2 protein-coding genes are annotated in these 1,528 nt (G+C 39.1%); both read left to right on the forward strand.

What is annotated here, in order from left to right:
* Nucleotides 1-79: 79 nt before the first annotated feature.
* Complete coding sequence (locus tag AC1DUW_RS28445; protein ID WP_053346732.1) at nucleotides 80-1,228, forward strand: THUMP domain-containing class I SAM-dependent RNA methyltransferase; 1,149 nt, start codon at nucleotides 80-82, stop codon at nucleotides 1,226-1,228.
* Nucleotides 1,229-1,421: 193 nt separating this feature from the next.
* A partial coding sequence (locus tag AC1DUW_RS28450; protein WP_477644134.1) for a cold-shock protein occupies nucleotides 1,422-1,528 on the forward strand: 107 nt, incomplete at its 3' end.

Here is a 1,528-nt window from a genome sequence, read left to right on the forward strand (position 1 = left end):
CCGCTACCTGTTACTGAATTAAAAAAATTTGGAAATGCGGGAACCGATTTTGATTAATGGAAAGTAGGTGCATGAAGAAATGAAACAATTCGATATTATTGCAACATCAGCAATGGGATTGGAATCAATTGTTGCCAAGGAAGTTCGGGATCTTGGCTACGATTGTCAAGTGGAAAACGGGAAAATTATGTACAAAGGGGACCAATCAGCCATTGCTCGCTCTAATTTGTGGCTGCGCAGTGCAGACCGTGTGAAAATTAAAGTCGCTGAATTTAAAGCTTATTCTTTTGATGAGCTGTTTGAAAAAACAAAAGCCTTGAACTGGGAAGATTACTTATCTGCAGACGTTGAGTTCCCTGTAAGTGGTAAATCAGTTAAATCGCAGCTTTACAGTGTCCCTGATTGTCAGGCTATCGTTAAAAAGGCGATTGTTGATAGATTGAAAAGTAAATATAAACAAGTATCTTGGTTTGAAGAAACAGGTCCTTTGTTTAAAATTGAAGTTTCTATCTTAAAAGATGTAGTGACACTTACCATGGACACATCAGGTGCAGGACTTCATAAGCGCGGATATCGCACAGGGCAGGGGGAAGCGCCCCTTAAAGAAACTTTGGCGGCTGCATTGATCATGCTGACTAATTGGAAACCGGATAAACCTTTCATTGACCCATTTTGTGGATCTGGAACTATTCCTATTGAAGCTGCATTGATTGGGCAGAACATCGCTCCTGGTTTTAACCGGGAATTTGTTTCTGAAAGCTGGGCTTGGATGGACAGTAAGGTTTGGGATGAAGCGAGAATTGAAGCTGAAGATTTAGCGAATTATGATCAGTATTTAGACATAACAGGTTGTGATATTGATCATCGCATGGTTGAAATTTCAAAAGCCAATAGTTTTGAAGCAGGACTTGGAGATCTTGTTGAGTTCAAACAAATGCAAGTGAGAGATATCTCGACCAGGAAAGAATATGGTGTTATTGTGGGGAACCCACCCTATGGTGAACGTCTAGGGGAGAAAAAAGCTGTTGAACAGATGTATAAAGAAATGGGGCAGGCCTTCAAGAAGCTTGATACTTGGTCAGTGTACATGATTACCTCGAACCCTGACTTTGAACAGTTTTATGGTAAGCCTGCAACTAAAAAAAGGAAGTTGTTCAATGGATTCATCCGAGCGGACCTTTATCAGTATTGGGGAAAACGGCCGCCAAAACAACCGAGAAATGATTAAATAGGTATAATATAATGGAAAATTTAGAATAGTCAGGACGTTTTATTCATAATAGGTTCCAGTCTTGCTTATCATTTCCTTTTCTGTTATTCTAATAATGAATTATTTTTGTTCAGATTTAAGGAATACCTTAATATTCAATGAGCAAGGATAGTAATATAATGTGTGGCGAACACACTAGGAGGCAACAAAAATGGAACAAGGTAAAGTAAAATGGTTTAACGCAGAAAAAGGTTTTGGATTCATCGAACGTGAAGGTGGAGACGATGTATTCGTACATTTCTCAGCTATCCAARGCGA

This window comes from Peribacillus sp. P4_C12 (genome assembly GCF_056402095.1).

What these genes read in the sequence shown, in the direction of transcription:
- AC1DUW_RS28445 (WP_053346732.1), top strand. Translation starts at nt 80, where the DNA reads ATGAAACAATTCGATATTATTGCAACATCAGCAATGGGATTGGAATCA.